The 26493-nt window shown below is 62.3% G+C and carries 18 protein-coding genes and 1 pseudogene; 4 read left to right on the top strand and 15 right to left on the bottom strand.

Annotated features, from left to right (window positions below; genetic code table 11):
- Positions 1–21: 21 nt before the first annotated feature.
- The 12 genes from gspK to ACQ4WS_RS10125 form a co-directional block, all read right to left on the bottom strand.
- Positions 22–966: a type II secretion system minor pseudopilin GspK gene (gspK, locus tag ACQ4WS_RS10180; protein WP_436475885.1), complete on the bottom strand. Its 945-nt coding sequence runs from the start codon at positions 964–966 to the stop codon at positions 22–24.
- A complete protein-coding gene (locus ACQ4WS_RS10175; protein ID WP_436475883.1) occupies positions 966–1643 on the bottom strand; it encodes a PulJ/GspJ family protein in 678 nt (225 codons plus the stop codon). Before ACQ4WS_RS10175 ends, gspK begins: the two co-directional genes overlap by 1 nt.
- Positions 1616–2518, bottom strand: a complete 903-nt coding sequence (locus ACQ4WS_RS10170; protein WP_436475882.1) for an SMP-30/gluconolactonase/LRE family protein — start codon at positions 2516–2518, stop codon at positions 1616–1618. Before ACQ4WS_RS10170 ends, ACQ4WS_RS10175 begins: the two co-directional genes overlap by 28 nt.
- Positions 2519–2537: 19 nt before the next feature.
- The gene (locus ACQ4WS_RS10165) at positions 2538–4142 is read right to left on the bottom strand and encodes a glycosyl hydrolase family 18 protein (protein ID WP_436475880.1); all 1605 of its coding nucleotides are present in this window, start codon (positions 4140–4142) and stop codon (positions 2538–2540) included.
- Positions 4143–4259: 117 nt separating this feature from the next.
- Positions 4260–6920: a TonB-dependent receptor gene (locus tag ACQ4WS_RS10160; RefSeq protein ID WP_436475879.1), complete on the bottom strand. Its 2661-nt coding sequence runs from the start codon at positions 6918–6920 to the stop codon at positions 4260–4262.
- Positions 6921–7121: 201 nt separating this feature from the next.
- Positions 7122–7886, bottom strand: a complete 765-nt coding sequence (locus tag ACQ4WS_RS10155) for an aldo/keto reductase (protein WP_436475877.1) — start codon at positions 7884–7886, stop codon at positions 7122–7124.
- Positions 7887–8046: 160 nt separating this feature from the next.
- Positions 8047–8964, bottom strand: coding sequence for a glycosyl hydrolase family 18 protein (locus tag ACQ4WS_RS10150; RefSeq protein WP_436475875.1), 918 nt, complete (start codon positions 8962–8964; stop codon positions 8047–8049).
- On the bottom strand, positions 8961–10223 hold the full coding sequence (locus ACQ4WS_RS10145) for a glycoside hydrolase family 18 protein (RefSeq protein ID WP_436475873.1): 1263 nt from the start codon (positions 10221–10223) through the stop codon (positions 8961–8963). Before ACQ4WS_RS10145 ends, ACQ4WS_RS10150 begins: the two co-directional genes overlap by 4 nt.
- A gap of 7 nt (positions 10224–10230) precedes the next feature.
- The gene (locus ACQ4WS_RS10140; RefSeq protein WP_436475871.1) at positions 10231–11334 is read right to left on the bottom strand and encodes an acyltransferase family protein; all 1104 of its coding nucleotides are present in this window, start codon (positions 11332–11334) and stop codon (positions 10231–10233) included.
- Between the two features lies 1 nt (position 11335).
- Positions 11336–12502, bottom strand: coding sequence for a DUF5009 domain-containing protein (locus ACQ4WS_RS10135; RefSeq protein ID WP_436475869.1), 1167 nt, complete (start codon positions 12500–12502; stop codon positions 11336–11338).
- 197 nt (positions 12503–12699) lie between these two features.
- Positions 12700–15855 (bottom strand): ligand-binding sensor domain-containing protein, encoded by a 3156-nt coding sequence (locus ACQ4WS_RS10130; protein ID WP_436475867.1) that lies wholly within the window; start codon positions 15853–15855, stop codon positions 12700–12702.
- Positions 15856–15865: 10 nt separating this feature from the next.
- Entirely contained in the window at positions 15866–16576 is a 711-nt protein-coding gene (locus ACQ4WS_RS10125) for a response regulator (RefSeq protein ID WP_436475865.1), read from the bottom strand.
- A gap of 466 nt (positions 16577–17042) precedes the next feature.
- Here ACQ4WS_RS10125 and ACQ4WS_RS10120 point away from each other — a divergent pair.
- Positions 17043–17452 (top strand): annotated as a pseudogene (locus ACQ4WS_RS10120) (transposase); the annotation flags it as partial.
- A 205-nt stretch (positions 17453–17657) separates the two neighbouring features.
- Here ACQ4WS_RS10120 and ssb read toward each other — a convergent pair.
- Positions 17658–18167, bottom strand: a complete 510-nt coding sequence (gene ssb / locus ACQ4WS_RS10115) for a single-stranded DNA-binding protein (protein WP_034781209.1) — start codon at positions 18165–18167, stop codon at positions 17658–17660.
- Between the two features lie 381 nt (positions 18168–18548).
- Here ssb and uvrA point away from each other — a divergent pair, with 381 nt between their 5' ends.
- Positions 18549–21398 carry an excinuclease ABC subunit UvrA gene (gene uvrA / locus ACQ4WS_RS10110; protein ID WP_436475863.1) on the top strand — a complete coding sequence of 950 codons (2850 nt, stop codon included), beginning with the start codon at positions 18549–18551 and terminating at the stop codon, positions 21396–21398.
- A gap of 142 nt (positions 21399–21540) precedes the next feature.
- On the opposite strand, the gene ACQ4WS_RS10105 is transcribed toward uvrA, so the two are convergent.
- Positions 21541–23412, bottom strand: coding sequence for a phosphoenolpyruvate carboxykinase (GTP) (locus ACQ4WS_RS10105; protein WP_436475861.1), 1872 nt, complete (start codon positions 23410–23412; stop codon positions 21541–21543).
- 328 nt (positions 23413–23740) lie between these two features.
- Here ACQ4WS_RS10105 and ACQ4WS_RS10100 point away from each other — a divergent pair, with 328 nt between their 5' ends.
- Entirely contained in the window at positions 23741–24754 is a 1014-nt protein-coding gene (locus tag ACQ4WS_RS10100; RefSeq protein ID WP_436475859.1) for a D-2-hydroxyacid dehydrogenase family protein, read from the top strand.
- On the opposite strand, the gene ACQ4WS_RS10095 is transcribed toward ACQ4WS_RS10100, so the two are convergent.
- Positions 24742–25515 carry an L-asparaginase gene (locus ACQ4WS_RS10095; RefSeq protein WP_436475857.1) on the bottom strand — a complete coding sequence of 258 codons (774 nt, stop codon included), beginning with the start codon at positions 25513–25515 and terminating at the stop codon, positions 24742–24744. The genes ACQ4WS_RS10100 and ACQ4WS_RS10095 overlap by 13 nt on opposite strands.
- Before the next feature lie 177 nt (positions 25516–25692).
- Here ACQ4WS_RS10095 and ACQ4WS_RS10090 point away from each other — a divergent pair, with 177 nt between their 5' ends.
- Entirely contained in the window at positions 25693–26178 is a 486-nt protein-coding gene (locus tag ACQ4WS_RS10090) for an asparaginase domain-containing protein (protein WP_034781194.1), read from the top strand.
- The last annotated feature ends 315 nt before the right edge of the window (positions 26179–26493 follow it).

Raw genomic sequence — 26493 nt, 5'->3', positions numbered from 1 at the left:
AAAATGAAAACGCAGGGCCGGTCAGTCCTCACGGGTCCAGACCAGCTCAATGGAGGCCGCACTCCCGCGCGGCCGGTAAAGCAATGAAACGGTATTCAATTCGGCGTGGTCCAGTCTTATCTGGTTCTCGACCAGGAAATAGTCGCTACGCAGGCCGACCCGCACGCCATCCGGCAGCGCGCCGCCGAGCAACGCCGCTTGCAGCTCCGCCATGCTGCGGAAGTAAGCCTGGCGGCGGCGCTCCGCCAGCTGGCGCGCCTGCGGCAGCGGCAAGCGCGCCACCGCCGCCAGCAGTTCCGGCGCAGCACTGTCCAGATTGAGATCGGCCGGCGCCGGCAGCAAGACAATAAAGGGCGACAGCGCAGCCAGCACTGACGGCGTGTAACCCGGCACGCTGGACAGCTCGTCGACGCGCAACAGCGACGCTTGCCTCTGAACGCCGCCGCCCCCCTGTCCCGGCCCCTGCTGCCCGCCGGCGATGGCCAGCGCGGTGCGTAAAGCCAGAGCCGGGTCAAGCCGCAAACCGGCCAGCAGACGCTCATAGACGGCGATTTCGGCCAGGTTCAAGTTGCGATCGCTGGCCAGATTGGCGAGGTTGTAGCGTGACTGCGCGTCGACCAGGCTGCTGGCGAGCGTGGCGCGCGATCCGGCTTGCGCCGCTGGATCGCGATCGAAGTAGCGGTCCAGCGAAATCTCGGCCGGCTGCTGGTTCCACATACCGTCCAGCGTGGTCAGTTCAGGCGAGCGTTGGCCGTCGTCGCGCAGCAGCTGCCGGCTCCAATCCAGGCCAGCGCGCTGCACCCATTGCGTTTGCAGGCGCAGGCGCTGGCTCTCCATCATGCGGACCTCCACCAGCTGGTGCCAGAACAGGCTGGCCACAGCACTTACCGCCAAGGTAGTGATCAACAGCGCGGTCAGCAGCGCAATGCCGCGCTGCCTCCGTATCCGGCAAGCGTGGTGGCGCATCAGCCGCCTCCCAGCATGTACATGCGCACCAGCGGCGCCACGCTGTCGGCCGGATGCAGTATCACTTGCAGCCCCAGCGCCTCCGCCACCGGAGGCCGCACCACACGTCGTGTACGCAGACGGTCTGCACCCGCAGCCGCAGCCACAGACTGCCAGGCACCCCCGCTCCAGGTGCGTAGCGCGAAGGCCGCCACCTGCCGATCCAAGGTCACACCCTCCGGCGGCGGCGCGCCCGATACCGCCGCCTTCCAGCTTGCCTGCAGCTGCACTAGATCACGCGTGGCGGCCGAGGTGCTGCGTGTCAGCCGGTCGCCATCGATGTGGTACACCACCACCTGCATGCGGTCGGCGCCGCCATCGCCGGCGACGCCGCGCAGCAGCACCAGCCGGCCCTGCGCCGCCGACAAGGTGGGCTGGCCGTCCAGCGATGCGCTGCGCATCAGTTGCGCGCAATCGGCTTCCAGCTGCGCAAAAGCCAGCTGATGTCCGCGTATGGCGTCCAGTTGCGCGGTCAGCGCCACGCGCGAGGCCAGGATGCCATCGAGCGCGCGCCATCCCAGCACCGCCATCAACGACAGCAGCAGCATCGTCACCAACAGTTCGACCAGCGACATGCCGCGCACGCGCCGAGCATGGCGGCCTGCCGTTGTCACTGGCGCCCCTGTATGCGCTGCCACTCCAGTCCTGGACGGTCGACGCGGAACTGCAGCAGTTGCTGATGTTCGACCTCGGTGACATAGATGGTGCGGCCATCCGGCCCACCAAAGCACAGATTACTGGGCCGCAGCCCCGGCAGAACGATCTCCAGCAGCAGTTGGCCATCCCGCGAAAGCTTGGCCACTGTGCCCTTTCCAAACCGGCTCACGTACAGATTGCCATCGACATCGACACGCATGCCGTCCATGCCGAAATCCTCAAAGCGATGCAGCAGACGCTTGTTGGTCAACGCGCCATCGGCGCCGATACTGAAGGCCCAGATATTGCGCTGCACGCTTTCGTTCACATACAGAGTCCGGCCATCAGGACTGACCTCGATGCCGTTGGCGGTGCCCATGCCGTCCGCCGCCAGGGTCACCTTGCCATCACGGTCGATGCGCCAGACGCGGCCTGTGTCGTGCGCCCAATCCGGATCGCTGGCATACAGCACGCCGTCCTCCATGATGGCCAGGTCGTTGGGCTGGCTCATGCTGGCCTCGTGCGCGTACAGCTGCGGCGCGGCGCCGTCCGGCGCGATGCGGAACACGTTGTGGCCGATATAATCGGCCACGTACAGCGCGCCCTGGCGATCGAAGCGCAGGCCATTCGGCACGGAGGCGCCGGGCAGCGTGGCGAACTCGCGCGCCACGCCTTGCGGAGTGACGATGCCGATGGTCTGCTGGCGGCCGAAATTGACCGCGTACACATTCCCCGCCGCGTCCACCGCCGGCCCTTCTATGCCGGCGGTGAAACTGCGCTCCGCTGTCAGCGGCGTGACGACAAAAAGATCCTCCCTCATCGAAGGAGCGGCCTGGCACGACGTCGCCGCCAGCAGGAGAGCACTCATCAACCGCATACAATCTCCTTTGGAAAAATCAATGTCCCTGCACCTGCAGTTCCTTGATCGAACCGCTCCACGAAGAAGCGCCGGTGCGTCCCGTCATCCGTACGCCGGTCACGCCGCTGATGCCGGCGCCGCTGAAGGTATAAGTTATGCCACCGGCCGACGCACTGTTCGGATAAGCCGGGCTGACCGCCCATCCCGCATCTATCCAAGTAGTGCCGTTGGTGGTGTACTGCAAGCTCAGGCCGGATTCGAAATAGCCATTGCCGTAAGTGTCAATCGCACCGTTGATGAACTTGGCCGATGAAATGACCTTGGTCGCTGTGAAGATGACGCCGGCCGCCTGCCATTTCGGGCTGGCGCCTTCTCCCACACTGTTCAGCGTCAGGCTGGTGCTGGTATTACCGTCATTGACGGCGCCCGCCGCCGCCTTGTTGGTATTGGCGGTGGACGTGGCATTGGCGGTCCACACGTAGCCGGTGCCCGTGGGGGCGATATTGCTGTCGGTGCCGCCGCCGCTGCCCAGGCCCGCGCTCACCGCGCTCCAAAATGTGCCATCCTCGTAGCCCATGGCCCAGACACTGGTGCCGCCGAGCCCGTAGGTGTTCACCAGCGCGGCCTTGGCGGTAATGCTCTGCGCATCGTCATACCACAACACCGGCTGCTTGTTGGCGGTGCTCCATGCCGTGCCATCGGCTTGCTGTACCACCGTGCCCCAGGTGGCGTATGGCGTGGCCGACGCGGTGTCGCGCTTCTTGCTTGCGCCGTGGGCGGCGATGACGTCGTTGTAGCCGGATACGCCGTTGGCGCCCTTCCAGTAAGCCGCGACGCCGGTGCTGTAGTCGTAGCCATAGGTAGGCAGCCCTTGCAGCACCTTGGCTGCCGGCACCCGCGATACGGCGTAGCCCAGTTTGGACTGCATCCAGTCCAGGCCCGCTTCCGGTCCAGGCCAGGTGGCCGAATTGGACGAGGACCAGCCAGGTCCGACTTCGTCATACGTCATCAGCTGGAAGTAGTCCACCGCCGCGCCGATCGCAGCGTAGTCGTAACCGGCCAGATAGGCCGGCTGGCCATCGCCGCTCATCGGCGGAATGCTGATAATGAGTTTTTTGCCCTGATTGTGCAGGCCCGTTGCCAGTGCGCTGATAAAGGACGACATCTGCGTCTTCATCGCCGGCTGCACAGCTTCGAGGTCGATGTTGATGCCGGCGAAGCCGTTGTTCACGGCCAGGTTGACCAGGTTGGAGACGGCGGTCGCGCGGCTGGCGGCGCTGGCGAGGAAACCGTTGCTCACGGACGGATCAAAGCCGCCGAAGGAATTGCTGTAGTCCGAGACGGTCGGATACAAGGGCAGGTTTTTGCTCTTGGAGAAGGTGATGATGTTGTTGGTGGTGGTGGTCAGGCCGCTGCTGTCGATGCTGCCGTTGGCCAGCATGGCGTAGGACGAACCCAGACCGACGGCCGACAGGTTGCCGTAAAAGGCCTGCAGATTGGTGTAGGACTGGGCGATCTGCCCGTCCGTATAGGCCAGCACGAACGCCGCGGCCGAAGCATCGGCGCTCAGGACGGCGGCCCCCAGGGTGAAGGACGCGGCCAATGCGCGCAGCGGGCTCGGAACAAATTTGGTAGCGATCACGAAAGTCTCCAGGTTAGGTTATGAACAGGATGGACCGGGCGCATTCCGCCCACGGCGGTCCGCGTACTGACCGCCGCTTGCTGCTTTACCACGGGGTGAATCAGACTGCCGGGGCGCTTACCACTCGGTACCCATGCGGATGCCGATCATGCGCGGATCGTTGTACGACGCTACAGTGAAGGTCTGCTGCGGGCCAGCGATGCCGGCCCAGGTCTTGGCGCGCACGTCGGCCACGTTACGGACGTAAAGCTCGGCGTGCCATGGATACTTGGCGCCGCCCGGTGCGCTCAGGCGCAGCGAGGCATCCACCTGGCTGTAGGCTTTCTGCGCGTCGGACAGGTGCGGCGTATCGAGATTACGTAGCGAGAAGTACATCTTGTCCTGCCAGCGCCACTGGACCCATGGCGTCAGCGACCAGCCGTCGTTGAAGTAGAAATCCTGCGAGAAGCTCAGGTTCATGGTCTTGGGCGGCGAGTATGGCAGATGGTTGCCGACCACGTTGTAGGGACGCAGCTGGGCCAGCGATGGATCGGTTCCGGTGTAATATTCCGGGCACGGCGTCACACCTTGCGCGGCGCGGGCGTCGCAACCGATGTCGTCGCTGTAGGTCGGGTAGTCGGCGATCTTCGCGCTCAGCAGCGAGGCCGAGTAGCTGATGCGGGCGTCACGCCATGGCCGATACTGGCCTTCCAGTTCCAGGCCCTTGATATCGGCCCGGCCCACGTTCTGAGTCGAATACCAGCTGATCACCGCGTCGCAGGCTGGATGTTCCGCATCGCAGGTACGCTTGCTGCGGCCGACGGTGTGCTGGCCGGTGACCTGCATGTCCTTGTAGCGGCTGTAGAACACCGTGGCCGACAAGGTCAGACGATCGTCCAGCAGCTTGCCCTTGTAGCCGAATTCCAGATTGGTGACGGTCTCCGGCCGGTACGGCAGGAAGGAGTACTGTGGGCCGGCCGGACCGGTGGCGCAATCATAAGGCTTGCCGCTGGCATCGAGCTCGGAGCCGCACAGATTGAAGCGATCGTTGAAGCCGCCAGCCTTGTAACCGGTGGACAGCGAGGTGTAAACCATGTTGCGCGAGTCGATCTGCCAAGTCAGGCCCAGGCGGCCGGTGGTTTTGCTCCACGATTCCGCGTGGTTGCTGATTGCCGAGCCAGCCGGGAACACGCCGCTGCCATAGTAGGCGCCCATACCCGGCTTGAGCATGCCGGAATTGACGCCGGTGTAGCCTGGCGTGCCCGGACCGCCCGGATCGAGGATGCCGTTGAAGTAGTCTTTGCCATACGACTCCCAGAACTGGCCGTTGTTGTCGGCGCGCGAGTCCTTGCTCATGCGGACACCGGCGGTAAAGTTCCAGGCCGGGGTGAACTGCCAGTCGGACTGCGCGAACGCCGCCTTGGATTCGGAGCGGCGGTCCGGCTGGTGGTAGTAGTTGGAGTAAGGGTAGCCGTTCGGTCCCTGATTCAGGAAGTCCTGGCCGAAGTCGATGTTGTTCTTCTCCTTCATGTAGAACAGGCCGGCCACATAGCGCAGCGTGCCGAAGTTTTGGCGCAGTTGCAGTTCGTGGACGTCGGAAGCGAATTTCGATCCCAGCGTATAGGTGGCGTTGTCCACCACCGGCCAGTGATCGCCGCCCGCCGCCGCAGTGGCGTTGACGTCGGCCTCGATGTTCTGGTAGCCGGCGTCGCTGTCCTGCTGCTGGGAGCGGCGCTGCGTCGCATGCGCGTAGCTGTATTCGATGTCGGTCTGCTTGCTGACATTCCAGACGATGTTGGAGCGCAGCGTGCGGATCGACATGTCGGTAATCCCCGGCACGTTGATGGCAACATCGTACTTGCCGCCTTTGCAGGCATATGCCGTACCGGCGGCCTGCGCGCAGTCCTTGAGCGCCAGTTCGCCGGCGTCGTTGTTCTGGTAGTTTTCGTAGGAGACCAGCCATTGCAGGTCCTTGCTCACCTTCCATAGGCCGGACAGGCGCGTCGCCCACTGGTTGCGGTTGGTGTAGTAGTCGCTCTTGTCCAGCTGGCGGTTGCGGCGCTGGTCGGTGTCTGGAATGCCGTCGGCCGGAAAACCTTTGGCCGGCATATTGACGTCGTACTTGTCCTGGGTTTGATTGATCCAGCCGTCACGCTTGACGCCCATGGCGGTGAAGCGCAACGCGATGTCGTTGGTGACCGGGATGTTCTGCACCACGTTCAGCTGGCGGTGGTTGTAGTTACCCAGATCCAGTTCGGCACTGCCTTCCTTGCTGCCGATGACAGGCTTGTTGGGAATGATGTTGATGCTGCCGCCGGTGGAGTTACGGCCAAACAGCGTGCCCTGCGGGCCGCGCAAAATCTCCAGCCGGTCCAGGTCGAACAGCAGGGCCAGCGCACCTTGTGGACGCGGCGAGTAAATCCCTGCCACGTGCAGGCCGACCGCAGGGTTGCCGATTTCGCTGAAGTCGGAATTGGACACGCCGCGTATGGCGATCTGCACGCCGGAGCTGCCGTCCACCGCTCCACCCAGCTGCAGGTTGGGCACTTCGCCGGACAGCGACTTGACGTTGACCGCGCCCTGGCGGGTCAAGTCATCCTGCGTGACGGCGGTCACCGCCACCGGCGTTTTCAGCAGCGACGTGCTGTAGCGCGTAGCCGTCACCATGATCTCCTGAATGGTGTCGGCGGATTCTGGCGGTGGGCCGGCTTCCTGCCCGAACCCCGGCGCCGCCAGTACGGCCAGCGCGCCTGCGACTGCAGTGCTGATCAGGGTCTTTCTGCGATTCAAATCAAACATGCTCTTTCCTCTTGTTGGCGTGACGGACATGCCGTCATCTCGATTGAAATCCCAACTGCTTATTTAGGTGCTTCGCTACGGCGTTGCGGCTCGTGTTTGCGTTTATCTGCAGCCGTTTTTCAACACTAACATTGCCTTCGCGGCCAGGACAAATCATCGCCCCGTACCGTTAAATTACTTATAAGCTTCTGAATTTATTGATTATTTTCCTGAACGCCAAAAGCCGTCTTTACACTTCCTTACGCAGCATTCCCGCCTGCCCCCAGCGCCCCGGGCGGCGCCTGAAAAATCCCTCGTGCGCTTACAATTCATTACAGAGATACTGTGCCGCGCTTGCAACAAGGAAGCCTGATTACGGCACCTCGATGCCGGTGGCGGCGCTCGCAGCCGCGCAATGCTTCTACCCGGCTTGAATCGGTCAGCCGACGCGACGCCATACCGCGCGGCCAGTTCTTCCAGCATCGCCGCGATGGCCGGATGCTCGAACAGGTGGCTGCTGCGACTGATCCAGCGTGCCGTCGCCCAGCGGTCAAGGCACGGCGGCGAGAACTCGACCTGATTGGTGACCATGGCGACCCGGTCATTCAGCAGTTCGAACTGCGCCGGATTGAAATTCGACGCGCCGAAGTGGCGCACCTTGCCGCCCGCGCGCAAGGCGGCAAAGGCTTCCGCCACTTCGTCGGCATCCATCAACGGATCGGGCCTGTGTAGCAGCAGGTCGAGGTGCTCGGTATTGAGGTGGCGCAGGCTTTGCTCGGCGCTGGCGATGATGTGCGCGCTGCCGGTGTTGTAGTGGGGGAGGCGCGCACCAAACAGGCCGCCGTGGATACCGTATTTTCCGACGATCTCCATCCGCTGGCGTAGATGCGGCGCCAGCGCCAGCACGGCGCCAAAAGGAGCTTCGCTGGCGTGGATGTCGGCATGGTCGAAACCGGTGATGCCCAACTCCAGCGCCTGCTCGATCAACGCCAGCCGCTACTGGGGCGTCTGCTGCCAGCCGGCCATACGCCAGCAGCCAAACGTAATACCTGACAAAGTTGGACCTTTAGCGCTGAGGGCGATACGTGGAACGGAAGTGGTCATGGTGTGTAAAGAGAAGTCAATAAACTATTCAAATTTGAATAAGCTAGCGGCGTGTGACGCCTTGCAGCACCAACGGTCCAATCTTGCGGGCGAACGGCCAGCCCTGGCTCTCGTCGGTGGCAAGTTCCCAGTTGAAGGCGCCGCGCAAATCCGGGTGGCGGCGCTGCAGTTCGCGCCAGGTGCCGGCAACCTGCGCATCGCTCATGAAGTTGGGGGCGTTGTTGATGCCGAAGCCTACCATCACGTGGGCTGCGCCCAGCAGCTTGACCCACTGGTCGACGTTGGCGGCAACCCAGGCCGGATCGGCCAGATTGGGACCGTCGTAATACTGGGGCGCACAGTAATCGAGCGCGCCGGCGCTCAGCATGTCGCGGCAAAAGCGCTGGTCGATCGTGCTCCACGGCGCCGGTGGCGCGCTGATGATGAAGCCCGGGTAAAGGCGCTTGAGTTCAAGGCTGATCCAGATCATTTCGGCGGTGTCCGGCCGCTGGTTGGACTGGAAAGTGTTCCAGTCCAGTCCATCGATGCCACCGAACTGACGATACAGGTCGACGATGCTGGCAACGAAGGCGCGCGACTTGGCGCGCTCCGGAAAACTCATGCCGTTGCCGTCGCCGCCGACGGAGAGGATGACCTTGCGCCCCTGGACCCTGCGCGCATGCTGCAGGTCCTCCTTGAAGTGGGCGGCGGCGCCGCGTCCGTCGCCGGGCGCTTTCCAGTAGACGGCGCCCGTGGTGCCGGGCGTACCGCCGACCGGCCGTGCGGCGAACAGGTACACCAGTCCATAGTGGGGATCGATGTCGCGCAGGCGCGCCGGCGATTCGTACCAGGCCGGGTAGTAGCCGGCGAGAACGCGCGCCGGCAAGCCGCCTGGCGATTGGCCCGGCATGACCAGCGTGGCGCCGACAGCGGCGACAACAGCGGTAATGCATACGCCGGCGACCAGGTGTCGCAGATTCACTTGCGCACTTCCTGCATCGCGCGCGACAGCGAGAACGTGGCATCGTCCTGGTCCAGCGACCAGGACATCAGCCCGCGCAAGCCTTGCGCGCGCACATAGTCCGCCTTGTCGCGGATCACGCGCGGATCGTCGTAAGTCCAGAAGGTGCCCTTATCGTAGGTCCATAGCTGTTTGGTGAGCGGATGATAGAAAGTGGTCAGGCCGCGCGCCGCGATGGTCGAGTACTGTTCCGCGCCCTCCTCGAAGCCTTGCGCGGCGCCGGTTGCCGGCTGGTACAGGCCGTTGTTGGCGGGGGCGACGCCGCTCCATCCGCGCGCGTAGAACGGCACACCCACCACAATCTTGTTCGCCGGGACGCCGGCTTGCATGAAACGCTTGACTCCGGCCTCGACGCTGCGCGGGGTGGCGTCGGCGCTGGCCGGATCGCTGTAAAGATTGGACTGGAAGCCGGTCGGCCCCTGTTTGCTCCAGGCGCCATGGAAGTCGTAGGTCATCAGGTTGATCCAGTCCAGCGAGCGGCTGTAGGCGGCGGGATCGGTATAGCGCATCTTGTCGTCGGTGCTGTTGATGGCGGCGGTCAGCAGATAGTGCTTGCCGCTGCGCTTGCCCAGCGCGTCCAGCTGGCGGCGGAATTCTTCCAGCAGCAGCGTGAAGTTGGCCTTGTCGCCCGGCCCCGGATGTTCCCAGTCCAGGTCTATGCCATCGAACACGCCGGCGGCCGCGCCGGCGCCGCCGTGTCCCGCCAGCTTGGGCAGGTTGCCGCGCAGGTAAAGATCGATGCAGGACGACACCAGCGCGCTGCGCCCGGCCGCGGTGGACGCGCCGGCCGGAAATTGATGCGACCATTCGCCGCCGCCCAACGCCACCAGCACCTTCAATGCCGGATGGCGCTTCTTCAACTGCGCCAGCTGGTTGAAGTTGCCGGCCAACGCTTGCCCTTCCCGGTCGGCGCTGCCGTCAACCGATTCATCGGCGGTGAATCGGCGGGCGTAGTCCAGCGTTGCGTTCATGCCGTTGGCAACGTCCTCGCTGTCACGCCCGCTGTCGCAGCGGACACCGCCATCTGGCATCTTGTAGACGTTTTCAAACGCGTATACCAGATAGGTGAAGCCGGCAGCGGCGCCCGACTGGTCCAGCTGCTTCAGGCGGAAGCCCTTCCCCACGCTCCAGCCGGTGTAGTAGGAACCCACTTCGGCCGCTTGCGCGCCGTAGGCCAGCAGGGCCGCAGTCAGGGCCAGGTAAGATAAATGTGTACGCATAGTCTCCTCAGAGTTTGATATAGATCTTTTTTCGGTCCATCGCATACGCCACCAGCCAACACGCCAGCATGTACGCCACCGCGAACAGCAACGAGGCGTTGTATGGGGATGCCCACGATAGAAACAGGACTTCATACAGGCGGCGGTAGAGCATCTGCCCATCCACGTGAATACGCGCCAGCACGATCACCGCGACGTCGGCCAGCAAGTAGATGAACAGCGTGTTCTTGCCGAGCACCTCGAAGAAATAGGTGCCGAAGCGCAGGCCGGCCATGTCGATGACGCCGACCAGCAGCGCCAGTATGATCAGGTCGAAGCCCGTGGTGCAGGCGACGAAGGAACCGGTCCACAGCTTCTTGTTAATTGGCAGCAGCGCATTCCATCCATATGCCAGCAACAGGCATGCCGCGCCGGCCACCACCAGCGCCGCCAGCGTGCGCTGGTTGGGTCCTTTGTGCCGCAGCCAGACCGCCGCAGCGTAGCCGGCCAACACGTTGACGATGGCTGGCAAAGTACTGAGTATCCCCTCGGGGTCGAAGGCGACGCCTTCGCCGTGGTACATATGCGGTGCGCCCAGCAAGGCAAGATCCAGCTTGAGCACCGCGTTGCCGCCCGGCGTGTAGTCGCCGAAGGAAGCCAGGATCCACCAATAGCCCAGTAAGGCTGCCGCGCTGAATATCGCGGCGCCGCGCAAGCCGCTGTAACGCACAATCAACGACGCGAACAGATAGCACAAGCCTATGCGCTGCAGCACGCCCATGACCCTTGTATTGGCGAACGGCGCTAGCGTCAGGTCCGGGGTGAAGAATGGGAACCAGTACAACACATAGCCGCACAGGAAAATCAGCGCGCCGCGCTTGACCACGTGCTTGAGAAAATAGGCTTCGTTATGCACGGCGAACTTCTTCATGCTCAGGCTCATGGCTGCGCCCACCACAAAGAGGAACGAGGGGAACACCAGGTCGGTCAGCGTGAAGCCGTGCCAGACCGCGTGTTCGAGCGGCGCGTAGCTGTTTTCTCCGCCGGGCGTATTCACAATGATCATCAACGCCAGCGTCAGGCCGCGAAACACGTCCAGGGCCAGATAGCGTGGGGAAGCAGAATTCGACATCTCAGAGTTTCAATTTAAGGTTATAGGTATTGAGCACAGCCACCACCGCCATCACGACAGCGGAGAACAGCAGCGCGAAGGCGATCGCCGCGCCGCCGTGCATCAGCACCGGCCACCAGCGCAGGTGCAGGTAGCGCATTAGCGTGGCCAGCACCACCGGCAGCAGATAGGTCACTAGCGGATTGGCCGCAGCCGGCTGCACCAGCGCGGTCCAGCGCGTGAGTTGGCGCATTTCGATCAGCCAGTACAGCAACACAAACAGCGCACCGCACAGCGCCGCGCAATATAGCGCCCACGGCGGCGTCGCTCCGATCTTGGAGATCGGGTAGTAGTGGTGCAGCAACCACGCGGACAACGCCAACACCAGCGCCAGCAAGGTACCAGCGGCCAACCGTGGCGCTCCGCCGCGGCCGTGGCTGCGCGCGCCGTCAAACAACAGCAGCACGCACAAGGCGCCGCACAGCACTATGCTGATATGCGTGGCGTGCATGGCGATCACTTCGTTGCCATCCACCGCCTGGCTGAGGATGAACCACAGCACGCAGGCGGCGATCGCCAACGCCAGTGCCGGCAAACGTCCGCGCGCGGCCAGGTAGGCCAGGCTGGAGACCAGATAGGCCCAGCCTATGCAGCCCAGGATGCCCCACCACGACGTCTGCATCCAGCCCTGTCCATCAGGGCCGCTGCGATAGATCAGCGCCAGCACCACGATCACGGCGGCGCCCAACCAGCGCAGTACGCGGTGGCTGCGCGTGCCCCACACCAGCATCGCCGCCGCGTAAAAACACAGGGCCCACAACTGGATCGAGATACCCATCGCCGCTTCGTTGTAGCCCTCTTCCGTGTTGACCATGAACAGGCCGATGACGATCAGGCCGAACGCACGCGTGACGATCTGCCACAAGGTCTGGCGCATGCCGCCTTCCACCGCCAATCGGTGATTCAGGCTGAAAGGGATGGAGGTGCCGACCACGAACAGGAAGGCCGGGAACACCACATCGGCCAAGCTCATGCCGTCGACACTGGCGGCCATGTGCTGGATGCCGTAGGGGATGCCGCTGGCGCCGGACAGGCAATTCACGAACAGCATGACGAAAAAGGTCAGGCCACGGAGGGCGTCGATGGCGAAGATCCGTTGGCGTGGCAGTACAGGGAGGGTAGCAGGCATGGAGGGTCTTTCAATCAGGATGGACAGACACTAGCATGTGCCCGACGGGCCTTGCAACGTCGCCCCCTGTACACGCCAAGTCACTGATTAAAATCACTAATTTCAAAAAATGGCGCGGCCCTGCTTACGTTTCTTTACACAAGTGCCCCGCATCGCCCCAGAAGCTGTGGGCGGGCCCGGGGCGGATTCACAAATCATTACGAATTTGTGGCGCCGGGAAGGATGATCGTGGCCACCAGGCCACCCTCGGCATGGTTTTGCAACACCAGCACGCCTCCGCTGTCTTCGATGATGCCGCGTGCGATGCCCAGTCCCAGCCCCAGGCCGGTGGCGTTCTGGGCGCGACCATGATCGAGCCGGACGTGCGGCTCGAACAACTGCGCCAGCTTCTCCGCCGGCACGCCGGGTCCGTGGTCGCGGATCTGGATATGCACCACGCCGTCGTACTCCTCGGTGCAGACATCGGCGGCGCCGCCATAGAACAGCGCGTTGTCGAGCAGGTTGCCGATTGCGCGCTTGAGCGCCAGCGGCTTGGCCTGCACCACCAGGCCGGCCGGCGCGAAGCCGATACGGTGCCCGGCCAGCTGGGCGCTGCGCAGCATGCGGTCGATCAGCGCGTCCAGTCGCACCGGGGTGGTGTTCTCGTAGATGTCGCTGTCCTTCACGGTCTGCAGAGCACCCTTGACCATCATATCCAGGTCATCCAGGTCATCGTGGAACTCGCCGCGCACGGCTTCGTCGTTGAGCAGCTCGGAGCGCAGCTTGAGGCGCGTGATCGGCGTGCGCAGATCGTGCGAGATCGAAAGGAACAGGCGCTCGCGGTCCGCCACGTAGCGCTGCAACTGAGTCTGGGCCTGTTCCAGTTCCTGGGTGCGGGTGCGTACCTGCACCTCCAGTTCCCGCTGGCGCCGGGAGTGCATGCGTTCGCGGGTATGGTGGCCGCCCCACACCAGCATCAGCGCGGACAGCAGCACCGCCAGCCGGAACCACCAGCGCTGCCAGTATGGCGGTGCTATCTCGAACACCAGCGGCGGCGAAGGCTGGCCCCAGACCCCGTCCTTGTTCGCGGCCTGCACCTGGAACTCGTAGCGGCCGGGATCGAGATTGGTGTAGGTGGCGATACGTTTGCTGGCGTCGCTGCCGGTCCAGTCATGATCGTAGCCCGCCAGCCGATAGCGGAAACGGTTGCGCTGCGGGTCGCTGTAATGCAGCGCCGCGAATTCAAAGGACAGCGCGGCGGCGTCGTGCCCCAGCCGCACGCTGGCGCCATCGATGGGCAACGGCTTGCCACCGGCCTGCATGGAGGTGACCACGGCCGGCGGCGGATAGGGATTGTCGCGGATGGCCGCTGGATGAAACACGGTCAGGCCATTGACGCCGCCAAAATACATTGTGCCGTCGCGATTGCGGTAGGCCGAGCCGGAAAAGTAGTAACCCTCGATCATACCGTCGCGCGCCGAGTAGTTTTTGAAGGTGGCCGCCTGCGGCTCCATGCGCGAGATACCGTTGGCGGTGCTGAGCCAGAGCGCGCCGTCGTCGGCCTGCAGGATGGCGCCGATGGAGTCGTCCGCCAATCCCTCGCGCGTGGTGTAGCGGCGGAAACGAATGGCGCCGGAAGCATCGCGCATCATGCGGTTCAAGCCGCCGTTGGTGCCGACCCACAGCGTGCCTTGACGGTCGACGAACAGCGATTGCACGCGGTCGCTGCTGAGGCTTGTGATGTCCGTCCGGTCGTGATGGAAGTGACGGAAGCCGCTGCCGTCGGCCGCCAGCAGATTGAGTCCGTTGTCGGTGGCGGCCCAGATGGCACCGCTGGCGTCTTGCACCGTCATGCGCACCCAGTCGTCACTGAGACTGGCCGGATCGCTCTCGTCATGGCGGAAGCTGCGGTCCGGCCCTCCCGCGCTGTCGATGCGGTGCAAGCCGCCACGGCTGGCCACCCACAGATTGCCGGCGCGGTCGCCGGCGATGTGGGTGATCGAGTCGCTGTTCGGATCGGGCGTGTTGAAATTGTGTGCGGTATAGGTGCCGCGGTCAGGATCTAGGCGTCCCAGCTCGGCGCTGCTGCCGATCCAGGTGCCGCCGCGCGCGTCGCGGTACACCGCCAGCACGATCTCCTTGTTGTTCATATGGCGTTCCAGCCTGGCGTCCCCACGCACCCGGGTGACTTTGCCGGTGGCCGGGTCGAGCCGGTCGATGCCGCCTATGCCGGCCAGCAGCAGCCCGTCCCTGCCATCGCTGCTCATGCCGTAGATGCGGTTGTCGTGCAAGGTGTGCGGATCGCCGGGGATGTGGAAGTAGCGGCTGAAGCCACCGCTGGCGAGATCGGCGCGACGTACGCCGGCGGTCCAGCTGCCGACCCACAAGGTGCCGCTGTGATCCTGGAACAGGCTGGAGACCTCGTTGCCGGCGCTCTGGTGGGGATCGGCGGGAATCATGACGAAGCGCCGCTGGCCTGCATCCCAGCGATGCAAGCCGTTGGTATTGGTGCCCAGCCACAGCGTGTTGTCGCGGTCCTGCACCAGCGCCGTCACCAGCCCCGGCGCCAGTCCGTCGGCCGGGCCAAACACATGGCGCGGCATGCCCGGCACGCCCAGCTGCCAGCTGACCAGGCCATCCATGGTCACCAGCCACAGGACCTGGCGCTGGTCGATGCGCAGCTGCTGCACCTCATTCAACGGCGCGTTGGGGTTGGTCGGCGTGTCGATGCGGAAGTGCTGGAAGCCGGTGGCACCGCCGGCCAGCCGGTCCAGCCCCTGCTTGTGGCCTACCCACAGTCCCCCTTCCGCATCCAGGGCCAGCGCATTGACATGGTCGTTGGCCAGGCTGGCCGGATCGGCTGCGTCGTGGCGCAGCACCGTATACCGTCCCGATTCGGGATTGAAGTGGTGGACACCGTCGCTGGTGCCCAGCCATAGCTGGCCGTAGCCGTCGCTGATGATGGCCTGCACCTGCTGCCGCCCGACCCGCCCGGGACCATCGGCGGCGGCCGAGGGAAAACGCGTGAAATCGCCGGTCGCCGGATCGAAGCGTTGCAGGCCGCCGCGCGTGCCTATCCACAAACGGTTCTTCTTGTCGACGTGGAGCACCTGCACCCAGTTGTCGGCCAGGCTGCGCGTATCGTTCGGGATGGTGCGGTAGACGGTGACGCGATAACCATCGTAACGGCTCAAGCCATGTTGGCTGCCGAACCACATATAGCCCTGCTGGTCCTGCACGATGGCGGTGACGGTTTCCTGCGCCAGCCCGTCCTTGACGCTCAGCTGGTCGAAGTTGAGCGTATGCGGCACGGCGGCCATGGCCGCGCAGTGCAGCAGCCAGAAGCAGCAAGCCAGTATGACATTGCGCAGCATACCGGCCGGCTCAAGCCGGCACGACGGCGACATTGGCCGAGAACACATAGCCTGCACCGCGCACGGTCTTGATCAGCGAGGGCTGCTTGCCGTCGTCGTTAAGGCGCAGCCGCAGTTTGCTGATCTGGACGTCCAGCGAGCGGTCGAGCGGACCGGCGTCGCGGCCCCGCGTTTGTTCGCACAACACGCTGCGGTCCAGGATATGGCCAGGGTGTTCGACGAAATACTTCAGCAGCTGGTAGTCCAGGCCGGTGAGCGGCACCCGCGCGCCAGCGCTGTCCGTGACGGTACGCTCCAGCAGATCCAGCGTAAAGCCGACAAAGCGGTAGTAGCGCGTCACGTTCTGGTTGTCGATGCCGGCGCGGCGCAGCAGCGACTTGATGCGCGCCAGCAGTTCGCGCGGGTCATAGGGTTTGGCGATGTAATCGTCGGCGCCCAGCTCCAGGCCGACGATGCGGTCGGCGCCATCGGAGATGGCGGTCAGCATGATGATCGGCAGGTTGGAGCGGCGGCGCACCTCTTTGCACAGTACAAAGCCGTCGGTATCGGGCAGCATCACATCGAGTATCACTAGTGACAGCTGGTCGGCGAAGCGGGAGAATTCGGATTGGAAAGTGAGGCCGTCCGGGGCCAGGATGACTTCGTACTGGTGTTTTTCCAGGTAGGTTTTCAGTAAAGCGCCGGCCTTCTGGTCATCCTCCGCAATCAATATCTTGCGCATACGCTTCCTGTCAGATGAATCAGTTCGAATTCCGCCTAGTATAACCAAAAGGTGCAGGAAAGAAAAAGCCGGCGCCCGGCGGGGCACCGGCAAAAGGGAGAAGCACCATACAAAGGGCGGAATATGTGATTCCGCAAACTGCGGGAACCAACCCGGAACCCGGCGGTTGATACCCACTGATTTATTCTAGCACCGGCCTTCCGGCCTCACGAATTGACTTCAAGCCATTGATTTCTTTAAGAAAAGTGTTTTTCAGCTGCCGAGCGCATTACATTTCCTTACCGGAGCCGTCGCTGCAGGGGCGAGAGCCTGTGCAGCCGTGGCGCCGGCTCCAACGCCAAGCGAGAAACTCTTACAAAACTTAACAAAAATCCTTGCTGTTCGGACATACGGGGGGTAATCCCCCCAGCAAATGATTGCGTTTAAAAGTAGAATTTTCCAAATTCAGTTTTTTTGAAAGTTCTGCATGAAGACGTCCCGTTTTATCGATAGCCAGATCATCGCCATTCTCAAGCAAGCCGAAGGCGAATCGCCAGTCACTGAGCTGTGCCGCGAGCACGGCATCAGCAACGCCACGTTCTACAAAGGGCGCTCCTAGTTTGGCGGCATGGATGCCTCGCTGATGGCCCGCATGAAGGAGCTGGAGGATGAAAACAGGCGCCTGAAGAAGATGTACGCCGAAGAGCGCTTGCAAGCCGAGATCGTCGCGGAGGGCCTGACAAAAAAATGGTGGCGCCATCTCAGCGGCGGGAGATGGCGCAATGCGCCGTGGCCCAGCGTTCAGCCACCATAGGACTGGCCGGTCAGGCATTTTGCATTAGCCAGACCTGTTATCGCTATCGCGCCAAGCTCGATGCGGAAAACGCTGTCGTGGCTGTCAATGAGCAAAGGCACGCGCTCACCGGCGCTAACTCGAACTGTTTTTACTGAATATCGTGCCGGCAAGTTACGACCTATTGTTTACGCATGAAAATATTAGCCTATATAAATTCTCGGGCAGTTGTCAAAAAATTGCGAAAAAAAAGCCCTTGTAGATCAATGACCTACAGGGCTTAGTTTACAAATTAGAGACTACTAGGTCTCAGAACGGAATATCGTCATCCATATCCGAGAAGTTCGGCGCTGGCTTCGGTGCCGGGCGTGGTGCCGGTGCCGGGGCTGGACGCGGGGCTGGCGCCTGGCGCGGGGCAGGTGCTTCGTAGCCGCCACCGCCACCGTAGCTGTCATCGCCACCGCCGGCGTCGCCGCCCATGCCGGAGCGACCGCCCAGCATTTGCATCTGTTCCGCGATGATGTCGGTTGCATACTTCTCGACGCCATCCTTGTCCGTGTATTTACGGGTTTGCAGACGGCCTTCAACGTAGACGGACGAACCTTTTTTCAGGTATTGGCCGACGATTTCCGCCAGGCGGCCGAAGAACGAGATGCGATGCCACTCTGTCAATTCTTTTTGTTCGCCCGTGTTGCGGTCCTTCGATTTGTACGAAGTGGCCACGGCGATATTGGCGATCGCGTCGCCGCTAGGCATGTAGCGGATTTCCGGGTCACGGCCCAGATTGCCGACGATGATGACTTTGTTGACTGATGCCATGAATAACTCCTGATGAACTGCAGCGGGAGCCGGTGTCCCGCGCGTTAGTTTAGTGTACTAAACGAGGATTATAAGCGACCACGCGGCGCAAAGCACCCGCTTTCTGGCGGACGCCATCTCCCGTGCGGCAGCACGTTTTTTTCACGGCAGGCGAAAACAAGAAACTCGAATACTGGTATTATATACAGTGTTTCGACGTCTGCACGCATCTGTATCAAACTTTGTCAGGGCACGTTCGCCCGGCGGCGCAATCCGCCCATGGACGCCTCAGGCATGCAGAGCAAAACCCGGCTATAGTTACAGGTTGACCCGTTGTGGCCTTTCATCCGCACCCTGGCCCGATGCGCCGGCCGCACCACTCACTGAAAGCAAGGCAATCACATGGAACAGATCCGCATTCGCGGCGCTCGCACGCATAACCTCAAGAATATCAATCTCGATTTGCCGCGCAATAAGCTGATCGTGATTACCGGCTTGTCCGGCTCCGGCAAGTCTTCGCTGGCCTTCGACACCTTGTACGCGGAAGGACAGCGCCGCTATGTCGAGTCGCTGTCGGCGTATGCGCGCCAGTTTTTGCAGCTGATGGAAAAGCCCGATGTCGACCTGATCGAGGGTTTATCTCCCGCCATCTCCATCGAACAGAAGGCAACTTCGCACAACCCGCGTTCGACGGTGGGCACCGTGACGGAAATCCACGATTATTTGCGCCTGCTGTACGCGCGCGTGGGCACGCCGTACTGCCCCGACCACCCGGAAAACGCGCTGGCGGCCCAATCCGTGTCGCAAATGGTCGATGCCGTGCTGGCCATGCCGGAAGACACCAAGCTGATGATACTCGCGCCCGTCGTCGCCAACCGCAAGGGTGAACACGTGGATCTGTTCGAGCAGATGCAGGCGCAGGGCTTCGTGCGCTTTCGCGTGCAGAGCGGCACGCACGCGGCCAAGATCTATGAAGTCGATGACCTGCCGAAATTAAAAAAGACGGAAAAACACACGATCGATGTCGTCATCGACCGCATCAAGGTGAACCAGGAAATCAAGCAGCGCCTGGCGGAAAGTTTTGAGACAGCCCTGCGCCTGGCCGATGGCCGCGCCATTGCCTACGAAATGGAGACCGCCCAGGAGCACGTGTACTCCAACAAGTTCGCCTGCAATGTGTGTGGCTATTCCCTGCAGGAACTGGAGCCGCGTCTGTTCTCGTTCAATAACCCCATGGGCGCCTGCCCCGAATGCGACGGCCTGGGACACATCGAATTCTTTGACCCGAAACGCATCGTCGCGTTCCCGAACCTGTCGCTCGCCTCCGGCGCCGTCAAGGGCTGGGACCGCCGCAACCAGTTTTACTTCCAGATGCTGTCGAACCTGGCCGCGTATTACGAGTTCGACCTGGACATGCCGTTCGAGCAGCTGGACTTGAATTCGCAGCAAGCCGTGCTGTACGGTTCCGGCAAGCAAGTGATTCCGTTCACCTATGTCAACGAACGGGGCCGTACCGTCATCAAGGAACACACGTTCGAAGGCGTGGTCAACAATCTGCAGCGCCGCTACCGCGAGACGGACTCGATGGCCGTCAAGGAAGAACTGGCCAAGTTCATCAATGAAAAATGCTGCCCCTCATGCGATGGCGCGCGGCTGCGCGTGGAAGCGCGCTTCGTCAAGGTCGGCACGGGCAAGCAGCAGCGCGCCATCTATGAAGTGGCGGCAAAACCGCTGCGCGAGACGCTGGAATTCTTTGAAAAACTGAAACTGACGGGCGCCAAGAAAGAGATCGCCGACCGCGTGGTCAAGGAAATCATTTCGCGCTTGAAATTCCTCAACAATGTGGGCCTCGATTACCTGTCGCTGGACCGCAGCGCTGACACGCTCTCCGGCGGCGAAGCACAGCGCATCCGCCTGGCATCGCAAATCGGCTCCGGTTTGACGGGCGTCATGTATGTGCTCGATGAACCGTCGATCGGCTTGCATCAGCGCGATAATGATCGCCTGATCGAAACGTTAAAACACTTGCGCGACATCGGCAACAGCGTGCTGGTGGTCGAGCATGATGAAGACGCCATCCGCACGGCCGACTACATCGTCGACATGGGCATTGGCGCGGGCGTGCACGGCGGCGAGATCATCGCCGAAGGCACCCTGCAAGATATTCTCAAGAACAAGAAATCGCTGACGGCGCAGTACCTGAACGGTAAGCTGAAAATCGCCGTGCCCGCCAAGCGCCACGCCAGCAATCCGGAAAAGCAGCTGCTCATTACTGGCGCGACGGGCAACAACCTGAAAAAGGTGTCGCTGAGCTTGCCGGTGGGCTTGATGACGTGCGTGACGGGCGTATCCGGCTCGGGCAAATCGTCGCTGGTCAACGATACTTTATATCCGGCCCTGTCGCGCCATTTGTATGGTTCGCAGACGGAACCGGCGCCGCACGAATCGATCAGCGGCCTGGAGCATTTCGATAAGGTCATCTCCGTCGACCAGGCGCCCATCGGCCGCACGCCGCGCTCGAACCCCGCCACCTACACGGGCTTGTTTACGCCGATCCGCGACCTGTTCTCCACCGTGCCGACAGCCAAGGAACGGGGCTACAGCGCGGGCCGCTTCTCGTTCAATGTCAAGGGCGGACGCTGCGAAGCGTGCCAGGGCGATGGCGTGATCAAGGTCGAGATGCATTTCTTGCCCGACGTCTACGTACCGTGCGACGTCTGCCACGGCAAGCGCTACAACCGCGAAACCCTGGAAGTGCACTACAAGGGCAAGAACATCACGGAAGTGCTGGGCATGACAGTGGAAGAAGCGCATGAATTCTTCAAGCCCGTGCCCTTGATCGCGCGCAAGCTGCAAACCCTGCTCGACGTGGGCCTCGGCTACATCAAGCTGGGCCAGAGTGCCACCACCTTGTCCGGCGGCGAGGCGCAGCGCGTGAAATTGTCGCTGGAACTGTCCAAGCGCGACACGGGCCGCACCCTGTACATCCTCGATGAACCGACGACGGGCTTGCACTTCCACGACATCGATTTGTTGCTAAAGGTCATCCACCGCCTGCGCGACCAGGGCAACACCCTCGTCATCATCGAGCACAACCTCGACGTCATCAAGACGGCCGACTGGATCGTCGACCTGGGCCCTGAAGGGGGCGCCGGCGGCGGGCAGATCATCGCCACGGGCACGCCGGAAGACGTGGCCTTGAACCCGGCTAGCGTGACGGGCAAGTATCTGGGGCCGCTGCTGAAGCAGTAACGACGGCAGCACAATAAAAAACGGCGCGGATTGCTCATGCAATCCGCGCCGTTTCTCTTTTTGCTAGCACCCCAGTCATTGCCGGCGTGTCATTTATAGCACGCCAGTCTTTGCCAGCGTGTTTCTCCCCCACTACTAAATCTTACTCAGCCAAACGCTTCTCCAGCGCGGCCTTGTTATCTGCCAATTCTTGCGGCAGATGATACGCGAGTTTTTCAAACAACTCCGTATGCAATTTCAATTCTTCCACCCACGCGGCCTTGTCGATCGAGGTGATGGTATCGAACTGTTCCTGCGTGAATGGCAAGCCATCCCAGTTCAGGTCGCCATACTGTGGCGTCGTGCCGAACAGGTTTTCCACGCCGCCCGCCTTGCCTTCGATACGCTCCAGCATCCACTTCAGCACGCGCATGTTGTCGCCAAAGCCAGGCCAGACGAATTTGCCAGCCTCGTCCGTACGGAACCAGTTGACGCAATAGATCTTCGGCAGAGCGGCCGGGTTGACCTTGCCCACCTTGACGCCCATGTCCAGCCAGTGCTGGAAGTAGTCGCTCATGTTATAGCCGATAAACGGCAACATGGCAAATGGATCGCGGCGCACGACGCCCATCTGGCCCACGGCGGCGGCCGTCGTTTCCGAGCCCATGGTGGCGGCCATGTAGACGCCTTCGACCCAGTTGCGCGCTTCCGTTACCAGCGGCACGGTGGTGGAGCGGCGGCCGCCGAAGATGAAGGCCGAGATCGGCACGCCGGCCGGATCGTCCCAGGCAGCGTCGATGACAGGGTTTTGCGTAGCAGCAACCGTGAAGCGCGCATTCGGGTGCGCGGCCTTGGTGCCGGACGCGGGCGTCCAGTCCTTGCCTTGCCAGTCGATCAGGTGGCTTGGTGCTTCCTTGGTCAAGCCTTCCCACCAGACATCGCCATCGTCCGTCAGCGCCACGTTGGTGAAGATCGTGTTGTCGCGCATGGACGCCATGCAGTTGTAGTTGGTTTTTTCGTTGGTACCCGGTGCCACGCCAAAGTAGCCCGCTTCCGGATTGATGGCATACAAACGGCCATCGGCGCCCGGCTTGATCCAGGCGATATCGTCGCCGATGGTGGTCACTTTCCAGCCGTTAAAACTTGCCGGCGGGATCAGCATGGCGAAATTGGTCTTGCCGCAAGCCGATGGGAAGGCTGCTGCGACGTAATGCTTCTTGCCTTCCGGCGATTCCACGCCCAGGATCAGCATGTGTTCGGCCAGCCAGCCCGGGTTGTTATCGGCCGATTGCGCTTCCTGGTAACCCATGTTCGAGGCGATGCGCAGGGCGAAGCATTTCTTGCCCAGCAAGGCGTTGCCGCCGTAGCCGGAACCGAAGGACCAGATTTCGCGCGTTTCAGGGAAGTGCACAATGTACTTGGTGCTGTTGCACGGCCATTTCACGTCGGCCTGGCCGGCAGCCAGCGGTGCGCCCACGCTGTGCACGCACGGCACGAACTGGCCATCGGTGCCCAGCACGTCGTACACGGCACGCCCCATGCGGGTCATGATCTTCATGTTGACGGCGACGTAAGGCGAATCGGACAGTTCCACGCCGATGTGCGCGATCGGCGAGCCAAGCGGGCCCATCGAGAAGGGCACGACGTACATGGTGCGGCCGCGCATGCAGCCATCGAACAGGCCGTTCAAGGTGTGACGCATCTCGCCAGGTTCGGTCCAGTTATTCGTCGGGCCAGCCGCTTCTTTCGTTGCTGAGCAGATATACGTACGGTCTTCGACGCGGGCCACATCGCTCGGGTCGGAGCAGGCCAGGTAGGAATTCGGGCGCTTTTGCGCGTTCAGTTTTTTCATGGTGCCGCTGGCAACCATTTCTGCGCACAGGCGCTCGTACTCTTCTTGCGAGCCATCGCACCAGTAGATGCGCTCTGGCTTGGTCAGCGCAGCAATGTCGGCCACCCAGTTGATCAGTTTCTGTTGTTTAATATAAGCTGGGACGTTGAGTGCGGCGACGCCACCCATGACGGGCTGATTCATATTACCTCCAATACCAATAAAAGAAATTCTGGTCATTCCGGCAAGACAGGCAGCATCGTTGAGAGGTGGCTGCGGCTCACTGCGGGCGGATCCTTCACGCGGGCAGGGCTCTGGTGTCGTTTACCTGGATCATGCGCCCAGGCTGCGGGAACAGTTTGCGCTATAACTATACTCAGGAAGCTTCAAAAGTGCCGGCGATTGTACACCCGCGTAACGGCTATTCTCGCAAAAATGTAGGAGAATAGCTTGACTAATGTAGTAGGCTATTCAGCATTTCGCGTATCCTGTTATTTCCCTACCAAATCCTCATTAAAATCGGCCATCCACCATGAAAATTGCCATACTCGATGATTACCAGGATGCCGTGCGCGGCCTCGATTGCTTTCAGTTGCTTGATGGCCACGAGGTCAAAGTGTTCAGTAATACGGCGCGGGGACTGGGCCAGCTGGCGATCCGCCTGGCGCCGTTCGACGCGCTGGTGCTGATCCGTGAACGCAGCAGTTTCAACCGGGCCTTGCTGTCGAAACTGCCGAATCTGAAACTGATTTCGCAAACGGGCAAGGTCAGCGGACACATCGACGTACCTGCCGCCACCGAGCTGGGCATCGCCATCGCGGAAGGCATCGGCTCGCCCACGGCGCCGGCCGAACTGACGTGGGCGCTGATCATGGCAGCGCAGCGCAAGATCGTGCCATACGCACAACATTTACAGGAAGGCCTGTGGCAGACGGCGTCGCTGGAGCCTGAGCGCAATACGCTCGGCACGGTATTGAAAGGGCGCACGCTGGCGATCTGGGGCTACGGCAAGATCGGTCAATTGATCGCCGGCTATGGCCGCGCCTTCGGCATGACCATCCTCGTGTGGGGCAGCGAAGCGAGCCGCGCGGCAGCCGTGGCGGCAGGCGATACGGCGGCGACATCGCGCGAGGCCTTCTTTGCGCAGGCCGACGTGCTGACCCTGCACCTGCGCCTGTCCGACAAGACGCGCGGCCTGGTAACAAGCGAAGACCTGGCGCGCATGAAACCGAGCAGCCTGTTCGTCAACACCAGCCGTGCCGAACTGGTGGCAGAAGGCGCGCTGGAAGCGGCGCTGCCGCAGGGGCGCCCTGGCGCCGCCGCGCTGGACGTGTTTACGGACGAGCCACTGCCGCCAGGTTCTCCATTGCTGCGGCTGCCGAACGTGCTGGCCACGCCACACCTGGGCTACGTCGAGCGTGACAGCTATGAGCTGTATTTCCGCTACGCCTTGCAAAACATTGTCGATTTTACGCAGGGTCAATGCACGCGCCTGCTCAATCCCGAGGCATTGCAGCATGCGCGGCAAGCCCCTCAGGAGCGCTGAAAACCCTTGACGAGATCCGGCTCGCCTGTAATACGGATGGCGGGCGCGGGCAGCACGTGCCGGCCACGCCACAGGCCGGCCCAGCCGGGCGGCCAGGCAATGTCCGGTCCAGCGTACGGCGCCACGCCGGCGCGCACGGCAACCACCGGCACGGGCGGCATGTCGGGCAAGGGCTCGCCTGGCGTGCGCGGCATGTCCAGGCTGTACATGTAATCAGGTAACAGAGCGTCGCAGACGCGGCCAAACCACGCGCTATGGTCGTCGTCGCGCCCCAGCGCCTGTGCCAGCCCCTGCGGGTCGAAACGCGCCAGCGCATCGATCAGCTCGTCAGTGGTGGCGCCGGGCGTATCGCCCCAGCCCATCACGGGATTGACGTTGTAATCGGCGCCCGAGCCGTACCAGCCTTCGCGCCAGGGCCGCTGCATCCTGTCGCGCGGCCCCGTAAACAAATGCCAGCGCCAGTGCAGGCCGGACGGCTTGGGCCAGGAATACAGATACAGTTTTTGATAGCCGGCCTGGTGCAGCTCGCGCACCATGGCCATCAGGCGCGCGTGCGGCATGCGGTCCGGTGGCGCGCGGCGAAACAGGATCGCTTCGCCGTCGGCGAATTGCACATCATCGGTCGACAGGTTCAGGTCCAGGGTCCGCGCTTCGCTGCCGAAACGGGCGGCGATCCAGCCCGTCAGCAAATTGACGGACGTGATGACGCCATAGCCGCGGTGGCGGTGAAAAATGACGGTGCCGGGAGCGAGCGCTTTCATACGGAGTCGGGCGGTAGGCAAACAAAGAAACCAGTGTACTCACAGATGGCCAAATTTTCCAGATGCGGTGCTGTAGCAGGGCGGCAAGCACGCGGCCCCATCTGCGATGGCATTCACGCAACGCTGCCAATCCACGCTATCATGCGCGTCATTCTCCACTGACATCGTGACCACATCATGACTTTGCGCATACTCGCCACCGGCGGCACTTTCGACAAACACTACAACGAATTGAACGGTACCCTGGGCTTTTCCGACAGTCATTTGCCGGCAGCGATTGCCCGTGCGCGCATGACGGCGCCGGTAGCGCTGGAGCAACTGCCCCTGCTCGATTCGCTCGACATGCAAGATGCGGACCGCCAGCGCGTGCTGGCCTCGTGCCGCGCGGCGCAGGAAAAAGCCATCGTCATCATCCACGGCACCGACACCATGCGCGAAACGGCGCAAGTGCTGGGCGCGGCGAACCTGCAGCAAACGGTGATTTTGACGGGCGCCATGATTCCCTACGAAATCGACAACTCCGATGCCCTGTTCAACTTGGGCTTTGCCTGTGGCGTGGCGCAAACCTTGCCAGCCGGCGTCTACGTGGCCATGAATGGCCAGATCTTCGCCTGGGACAATGTACAAAAGAACCGCGCCGCCGGCGTGTTCCAGCCCTTGTAAGCCAACGCCAGACAGGGCGCGACAGGCAGACCGGCAAACGCTCTGGCTGACACGCTGTCACAATTCGACCAGCCCGTTTTAACGGGCTTTTTTTACGGTGCGCCCGGCAGGGCGCACTCACTGGGAGGTGCAAGTCCTCTACTCGCCCGACAAGGGGAAGAGTTAGCTGAACGGCAAGGGTGTCGCGGGCGACTGCGAATCTGGAGGAAGCCGAAGGCAAAGCGCTGGCCTGACGAACAGGAAGCGGATATGAGGCGACGCAGTCGGGTGAGATGTCCGTTATCATCAAAGCCCCAAACTTGTACGGAAGGCTGC

It is taken from the genome of Janthinobacterium leeuwenhoeki, assembly GCF_051380795.1.
In the GTDB taxonomy this organism is placed as follows: domain Bacteria; phylum Pseudomonadota; class Gammaproteobacteria; order Burkholderiales; family Burkholderiaceae_D; genus Janthinobacterium.
The sequence above is the reverse complement of the archived record's forward strand: the minus strand, read 5'-3'. Positions and strand labels throughout refer to the sequence as shown.